Source organism: Pseudomonas sp. P4_D7 (assembly GCF_056401755.1).
On the sequence record NZ_JBFUIR010000163.1, the window covers coordinates 1 to 1,363 of the forward strand.

The window sequence follows — 1,363 nt, forward strand, 5'->3', positions numbered from 1 at the left end:
CCACCCATCCTGGGTTCCACTATCACATCGACCCGGAAGCSACYTCMCACGACCTGATGAATGAGGCGACCGAGTGGCTTCAGTACGCYCGTAGCCTCACRMGGYTACTTKCCGACTTCATCCATGAAGCCGATACCGTCGATTGCCAACGCGTGGCGCATGGCATGGAGGCGATCGGTGCGTTGATGCATATGGGGTGCAGTGCACGGCGCAGGCGCATGCTCGGATGTGTTGGGAGTAGGGGGCGGGTAGGTGACTTTGGTGGCGAAGGATGGTGCGTCTGCGTCTGAGTGGACGCGGCCGTTGGGCTAGCCGGCATGGCCACGGCTCGAAGGGCTTCCGTCGCCGGACATGCTGGCCTCGGAGCTACATCCTTGAACAGGTTCCCGAATTCGAGCGCCCGATCTTTCAAAGCTCGTCGCGTCCAGCTATAACCGCTAGCTGGAGACGCAACGCGACGGATATCCCGAAGAACTCAAGGAGCTTTGATGACTGAACAACGCCTCCGCCTGCGCCCCATCCCGCGCCGTACGCGCTATTTGGGCGCCCCCCTGCTCGTCCTGGTGTTGCTCCTGGCTGCGCCGCTCGTCAGTAAGGCAGCAAAGGTTCCTCCCGGCTTTGAGCAATACGCGACGACGGATGTCGGTGGCGGACTCAGCTGTGTTGTCGGTGCGACAACCCATAAAGGAGAAAGCTCGGATGAACGCGCCTATGTGTATTTGGAGGAATCCACGTCACACAAAATACGATGGATTACACCGATTCCTGTGCGTTCCGGTTGGTACCAGAATCGTGCGTCGCACTGCGTAGCAGCCGGCGACTCTATCTATGCCCTCGTCCAGTCCGACACGAATGCCGTACCGGTAATGTCGCAGACGTTGATCAGCATAGCGACGCTAAACCAAGCTAGCGGTCATATCGAGACGAACGACATAGTGAAAGTGCCGGATCTGAAGGGTGCGCACACGGTCTTCGTTTACGACGGCGCTGAAAATTTTCGCTTTGAAGGTGGAAAAATCGTTGTAACCGGAGAATGGGCAACGAAGGGTGACGCTGCGGACACGCGAACTCCGTTCAAGACCAGTGTGCCGGTAGCGATTTCGCACTAAAGACTTTGTGACAAGGAGAGTGCAAATGACAACCCCGCAACAGCAGTTCATCGCCGACATATATCCGGCCGCAAAAAATCTGTCAGACAAAACAGGCAATTCGTTAGAACTGATTCTGGCCCAGACGGCGCTTGAGACCGGTTGGGGTCAACACGTACTGCCAGGCACAAAGAACCTCTACAACATCAAGGCAGACGCAAGTTGGCACGGGAAAACGGCAGAGTTCACGGTGCCCGAAGTCGACGATGCGGGCA

Annotated in this window: 2 protein-coding genes; both read left to right on the forward strand. The window is 57.3% G+C overall.

The window, feature by feature from the left end:
* Window positions 1-488 precede the first annotated feature (488 nt).
* Window positions 489-1,109 carry a hypothetical protein gene (locus tag AC1DVF_RS29280; RefSeq protein ID WP_477297382.1) on the forward strand — a complete coding sequence of 207 codons (621 nt, stop codon included), beginning with the start codon at window positions 489-491 and terminating at the stop codon, window positions 1,107-1,109.
* Between the two features lie 25 nt (window positions 1,110-1,134).
* A partial coding sequence (locus tag AC1DVF_RS29285; RefSeq protein WP_477783639.1) for a glucosaminidase domain-containing protein occupies window positions 1,135-1,363 on the forward strand: 229 nt, incomplete at its 3' end.